At 71.1% G+C, this 5,642-nt stretch carries 6 protein-coding genes; 4 read left to right on the top strand and 2 right to left on the bottom strand.

What is annotated here, in order from left to right; translation table 11 throughout:
• Nucleotides 1-50 precede the first annotated feature (50 nt).
• Nucleotides 51-623, bottom strand: coding sequence for a dienelactone hydrolase family protein (locus ACIWVC_RS32595; protein ID WP_396452471.1), 573 nt, complete (start codon nt 621-623; stop codon nt 51-53).
• Nucleotides 624-763: 140 nt separating this feature from the next.
• Here ACIWVC_RS32595 and trxB point away from each other — a divergent pair, with 140 nt between their 5' ends.
• Nucleotides 764-1,717 carry a thioredoxin-disulfide reductase gene (gene trxB / locus ACIWVC_RS32590; protein WP_396452473.1) on the top strand — a complete coding sequence of 318 codons (954 nt, stop codon included), beginning with the start codon at nt 764-766 and terminating at the stop codon, nt 1,715-1,717.
• 378 nt (nt 1,718-2,095) lie between these two features.
• Nucleotides 2,096-2,410 (top strand): thioredoxin, encoded by a 315-nt coding sequence (trxA, locus tag ACIWVC_RS32585; protein ID WP_396452475.1) that lies wholly within the window; start codon nt 2,096-2,098, stop codon nt 2,408-2,410.
• Between the two features lie 91 nt (nt 2,411-2,501).
• Here the strand turns inward: trxA and ACIWVC_RS32580 are convergent, their stop codons facing one another.
• A complete protein-coding gene (locus ACIWVC_RS32580; RefSeq protein WP_131943541.1) occupies nt 2,502-3,119 on the bottom strand; it encodes a GNAT family N-acetyltransferase in 618 nt (205 codons plus the stop codon).
• Between the two features lie 261 nt (nt 3,120-3,380).
• Here ACIWVC_RS32580 and ACIWVC_RS32575 point away from each other — a divergent pair, with 261 nt between their 5' ends.
• Together ACIWVC_RS32575 and ACIWVC_RS32570 are read left to right on the top strand one after the other, a co-directional pair.
• Nucleotides 3,381-4,613 (top strand): PLP-dependent aminotransferase family protein, encoded by a 1,233-nt coding sequence (locus tag ACIWVC_RS32575; protein ID WP_396455019.1) that lies wholly within the window; start codon nt 3,381-3,383, stop codon nt 4,611-4,613.
• Nucleotides 4,614-4,687: 74 nt separating this feature from the next.
• The gene (locus tag ACIWVC_RS32570; RefSeq protein ID WP_396452477.1) at nt 4,688-5,629 is read left to right on the top strand and encodes a D-alanine--D-alanine ligase; all 942 of its coding nucleotides are present in this window, start codon (nt 4,688-4,690) and stop codon (nt 5,627-5,629) included.
• Nucleotides 5,630-5,642 lie beyond the last annotated feature (13 nt).

The following is a 5,642-nucleotide window of genomic DNA, read 5'->3' as shown; positions in this document are numbered from 1 at the left end:
CGCGCGTGCCGCCCTCGCGCCCTCGGCATGGCACGTCGTGGCGCGTGGTGCTAGAGCGAGTCGAGGAAGGCCAGGGCGGTCGTCCAGGCGCTTTCGGCGGACTCGGCGTCGTAGTCGGGGAGGTCCGGGTCGGTGAAGAGGTGGCCGGCGCCCCGGTAGCGGTAGACCTCCACGTCCGCGCCCGCCTTGCGCATCTGCAGGTACCAGGTGTTCAGCCAGTCGACGGGCTCCCAGGTGTCGGGGTCGGCGACGTGCAGTTGCACCGGGACCTCGGTGGTCGCGCCCTCCGCGATGTCGGACGTGCCGTGCATCAGCAGCAGGCCGCCGGCCTTCTCGTCCGCGAAGGCGAGGTTCTGCGCGATGGAACCGCCGAGGGAGAAACCCGCATAGACGAGGCCGCCGTCACCGATGAGGGGCGCGGCCGCCCGGACGGCGCGGCGCAGCAGCTCGTCCCGGCCGATCTCCTCCTTGATCTCGATGCCGGCCTCGGGGTCGTCGACGACCCGCCCGTCGTACAGGTCGGGGACGTGGACCTCGTGTCCCGCCGCGCGGAGCCGGTCCGCCGCCTGGTGCACCGCTGGACGCAGCCCGTACATCGAGTGGAGAAGCAGAATGCGTGCCATGCACCACACCCTAGAGGGGATGCACGCTGGTGGACGGCTGGCCGGGGTGTCCTGGGAATCCCCGGGCCCTAGGATCGGTTGACGCGAGTGGCAGGCCGGGTCGTGCGGCACCGACGGCCAACGAGGAGAGGCGCAGAACAGTGAGCGACGTCCGTAACGTGATCATCATCGGGTCCGGCCCCGCGGGCTACACGGCCGCCATCTACGCGGCTCGCGGCGACCTCAAGCCGCTGGTGTTCGAGGGGTCGGTGACGGCCGGCGGTGCGCTGATGAACACCACCGACGTGGAGAACTTCCCCGGCTTCCCCGACGGGATCATGGGTCCGGACCTGATGGACAACCTGCGCAAGCAGGCCGAACGCTTCGGCGCCGAACTGATCACCGACGACGTCACCGAGGTCGACCTGACCGTCGACCCCAAGGTCGTCAAGGTCGGGGACGAGACGTACCTGGCCAAGGCCGTGATCGTGGCGACCGGGTCGGGCTACCGCGAGCTGGGCCTGCCGGACGAGAAGCGGCTGTCGGGCCGCGGCGTGTCGTGGTGCGCGACGTGTGACGGGTTCTTCTTCCGCGAGCAGGACATCGCCGTGGTCGGCGGCGGCGACACCGCGATGGAGGAGGCGATCTTCCTGACCAAGTTCGCCCGGTCGGTGACGGTGATCCACCGGCGGGACGAGCTGCGCGCGTCCAAGATCATGCAGGATCGGGCCTTCTCCAACGACAAGATCCGGTTCCTGTGGGACAGCGAGGTCACGGCCATCCACGGCGACGACCGCGTCACCGGGGTGACCGTCCGCAACACCAAGACCGGCGCGGAGTCGCAGCTGGAGGTCACCGGGCTGTTCATCGCGATCGGCCACGACCCGCGCAGCGAGCTGTTCGCCGGGCAGCTGGAGACCGACACCGACGGCTACCTGCTGGTGGACGCTCCGACGACGCGCACGAAGATCCCCGGGGTGTTCGCGTGCGGTGACGTGGTGGACCACATCTACCGGCAGGCGGTCACGGCGGCGGGCAGCGGCTGCGCGGCCGCCATCGACGCCGAACGCTGGCTCCAGGACCAGGGTGCCGCCGAAACCGTCCCCCAGGCCTGAACCACCGCCGCCCAGTCGGCACGGTCGCCCCGCCGGCGGGCTCGCGCGACCGACCGTCCAGATCGTCCAGCAGACTCGGCGAGGAACCCTCAACGCGGCCGGACGTGAACGTCAGGGCCTCCCGATCGGCGACCACGACCGACCAGCCGCCCGCCACCTCGGGCGACGGCAGACGGACCGCGTAGTCGGCGAACCGCTCCATCGGTAACGCAGACCTACCAGCCGGCAGGTTGCGACCAGCGGAGAGGCCGATGGGGCGGCCGCCCCATCGGCGCGGCGGGCGAGCGGTCGGCGGATGGACGGGCCGGGCGGCCACGACACCGGCGGCCGACGCCGGCGAAGGGCCTGCGCCGGCCGCGTGAGAGCAGAAGGAGAACCATGAAAGCCGTGACGGACGCCGACTTCGCCACCGAGGTGCTCGAGAACGACAAGCCCGTTCTCGTCGACTTCTGGGCCGAATGGTGCGGCCCGTGCCGGATGGTGGCGCCGATCCTGGAAGAGATCTCCAAGGAGCACGGCGACAAGATCGACATCGTGAAGATGAACATCGACGAGAACCCGCGGGTGCCGCAGGAGTACGGCATCATGCGGATCCCGACGATGAACCTCTACAAGGGCGGCGAGGTCGTCAAGCAGATCATGGGCGCCAAGCCGAAGGCCGCCCTGCTGCGGGATCTCGCCGACTACATCTGAGCCGCCTCCCGTCTCCCGCGGCGAGCGCGAAAGGTGTGGCCCGCACCCCGGCCGGGGTGCGGGCCACACGCGTCAAAGCCCTCAGATCCCCTCAGACCGGCCGTAGCGCCCCTTCCGGGGTCATGGAGCCCAGCAGCCGTTCCAGGGCCACCTCGACGTCCTCACGCCATGACAGCGCCGACTTCAGCTCCAGCCGCAGCCGCGGATACCGGTGATGCGGCCGGACGGTCTTGAACCCGACCGACAGCAGATAGTCGGCGGGCACCATGCACCCGCCCTCCTCGCCCTTCAGGTCGCCGAACGCCTCGATCGCCTTCACCGCGCGCCGGGTCAGGTCCTTGGCGACGCCCTGGACGAGCATCCGGCCGAGCCCGCCGCCCGCGAACTCCGGGAGGATGTGCGCGGTCATCAGCAGCACCGCGTCCGCGCTGACCGGGCTCGTCGGGAAGGCCACCGAGCGCGGCACGTACAGCGGCGGCGCGTACATCACGAAACCCGCCGGGACGTTGTCCACGTACGCGATCTTGCCGCAGCTGCCCCACTCCAGCAGCGTGGAGGAGATCCACGCCTCCTTCTCCAGGCCCGAGTCGCCGCTCTCCAGCGCGCGGTCCCGGCTGACCGGGTCCAGCTCCCAGAAAACGCAGCCGCGGCAGCGGTGCGGCAGATCATCGAGATTGTCCAGCGTGATGTTGACGAGACGACGCGACACCGGGTCGGCACCCCCTGTTGCGATCCTCGCCCGCCGGGCCTGGACCCTTGGCGGCGGAACTTCCCGGCAACCAACCGGGACCCGCGGGCATCGTATCGGACAGGAGTTTCCCCGACCGGGCGGCGCGCCACACCCGGAGCGTTCCGGCGCAGCGGCCATGCCGTAGTTTGCAGGGAAGCCATAACGCCTCGGAGGTGCCTCGTGGAACAGCATTCGCGTACGGACGTCTACGCCGATCGCTACGCCGCCCGCGCCGCCGGCATGGTGCCGTCCGAGATCCGCGCGCTGTTCGCGATGGTGGCCCGCCCGGAGATCGTCTCGCTCGCGGGCGGCGCGCCGTACGTGTCGGCCCTTCCGCTCGACGCCGTCGGAGAGATGATCGGCGACCTCGTCGCGGGCAAGGGCGCCGAGGTGCTGCAGTACGGGTCCGCGCAGGGGGACGAGCTGCTCCGCGAGCACATCTGCGAGGTCATGTCCCTCGAAGGCGTCCAGGCGTCCCCGGACGACGTGGTCGTCACCGTCGGCGCGCAGCAGGCGCTCGACCTCATCACCAAGATCTTCGTGAACCCGGGTGACGTCGTCCTCGCGGAGGCCCCGTCCTACGTCGGCGCGCTCGGCACGTTCGCGTCCTACCAGGCCGACGTCGTCCACGTGCCGCTGGACGAGGGCGGGCTCATTCCGTCCGCGCTGCGCGAGACGCTCTCGTCGCTCCGCGCGCAGGGGCGCACCGTCAAGTTCCTGTACACGGTGCCGACGTTCCAGAACCCGGCGGGCGTCACGCTCACCACGGCGCGGCGCGCCCAGATCCTGGAGATCTGCGCCGAATACGACGTGCTGATCGTCGAGGACAACCCGTACGGGCTCCTCGGCTTCGACGGCGAGCCCATGCGCGCCCTGCGCGCGGACGACTCCGAGCGCGTCCTCTACCTCGGCTCGTTCTCCAAGACGATCGCGTCCGGGCTGCGCGTCGGGTGGGTGCTGGCGCCGCACGCGGTGCGGGCGAAGCTCGTCCTGGCCGCCGAGTCCGCGATCCTGTGCCCGTCGAACTTCTCCCAGCTCGCCGTCCGCGAGTACCTCGCCACGCAGCCGTGGCGGGAGCAGATCAAGAGCTTCCGCGAGCTGTACCGGGCACGCCGTGACGCGATGCTGGAGTCCCTCGACCAGCTGATGCCGGACGGTTGCACGTGGACGCGGCCCGCGGGCGGCTTCTTCGTCTGGCTGACGCTCCCCGAGGGGCTCGACTCCAAGGCGATGGCCCCGCGCGCGATCGCCGAACGGGTCGCCTACGTCCCGGGGACGGGCTTCTACGCGGACGGCACCGGCCACCGGCACATGCGGCTGTCGTACTGCTTCCCCGAGCCGCACCGGATCCGGGAGGGCGTCCGGCGGCTCGCGACGGTGGTCGAGAAGGAGATCCGGCTCCGCGACATGTTCGGCGGGTCGGTCGGCGGCGGCTCCACCGGCGTCCAGGCTCCCGGCCCGGACGTCGTCTGAAGGTTTCACGTGAAACGCGCGACCGCCGCCGTCGGCCGGCGGTCGCACACGACACCAGCAAGAGGGGCAGTGCGGTGGAACTCGGGCATGTCGTCGTCCTCGCCGGGGGGTTGTCGTACGAGCGCGAGGTGTCGCTCCGGTCCGGCCGACGCGTCACGGACGCGCTGCGCGCCCGCGACATCCCGGTCGAACTGCGCGACGCCGACGCGACGCTCCTGGACTCGCTGACGGACGACCCGCCGGACATCGTCTTCCCCGTCCTGCACGGCGCCACCGGCGAGGACGGCTCGATCCGCGACGTCCTCGAACTCATCGGCGTGCCGTATCTCGGCGCCCGTCCGGACGCCTGTCGTGTCGCCTGGGACAAGCCGACCGCCAAGTCCGTCGTCCGCCGCGCCGGCCTCCGCACCCCCGAGTCGGTCGCCCTCCCGAAGGAGGTCTTCCACGACCTGGGCGCCGCGTCCGTCCTCGACCGCATCGTCGGCGCCCTCGGCCTCCCCCTCTTCGTGAAGCCGACCCGTGGCGGCTCGGCCCTCGGCGCCTCCGTCGTCCGCGAGCCGTCCGAACTGTCCGCCGCCATGGTCGCCTGCTTCGCCTACGGCGACGCGGCCCTCATCGAGCGCTACATCGCCGGCACGGAGGTCTCCGTCAGCGTCATCGAGCAGGACGGCACCCCCACCGCCCTCCCCGCCGTCGAGATCGTCGCTCCCGGCGCCCTCTACGACTACACGGCCCGGTACGACGCGGGCGACACCGAGTTCATCACTCCGGCGCGCCTGGCTCCCGATGCCGCGACCCGTGCCACCTCCGCCGCCGTCACCGCCCACCGCGCCCTCGGGCTCCGCGACATCTCCCGGACCGACCTCATCGTCACCCCCGAAGGCGAGGTCTACTTCCTGGAAGTCAATGTCGCCCCCGGCATGACGGAGACCAGCCTTCTCCCCCGAGCCATCAGCGTCGCCGGCCTGGACCTGGGCGAAGTCTGCGAGTCCCTACTCCTGGCCCGCCTAGCCTGACACCCCCCGCGCA

Source organism: Actinomadura sp. (assembly GCF_044508335.1).
Taxonomy (GTDB): Bacteria; Actinomycetota; Actinomycetes; order Streptosporangiales; family Streptosporangiaceae; genus Spirillospora.
The sequence above is the reverse complement of the archived record's forward strand: the minus strand, read 5'-3'. Positions and strand labels throughout refer to the sequence as shown.

Bases quoted from the DNA above. Each gene is read 5' to 3' on its own strand.
- ACIWVC_RS32595 (WP_396452471.1), bottom strand. From the start codon at position 623: ATGGCACGCATTCTGCTTCTCCACTCGATGTACGGGCTGCGTCCAGCG.
- trxA (WP_396452475.1), top strand. From the start codon at position 2,096: ATGAAAGCCGTGACGGACGCCGACTTCGCCACCGAGGTGCTCGAGAAC.
- ACIWVC_RS32575 (WP_396455019.1), top strand. From the start codon at position 3,381: ATGGTGCCGTCCGAGATCCGCGCGCTGTTCGCGATGGTGGCCCGCCCG.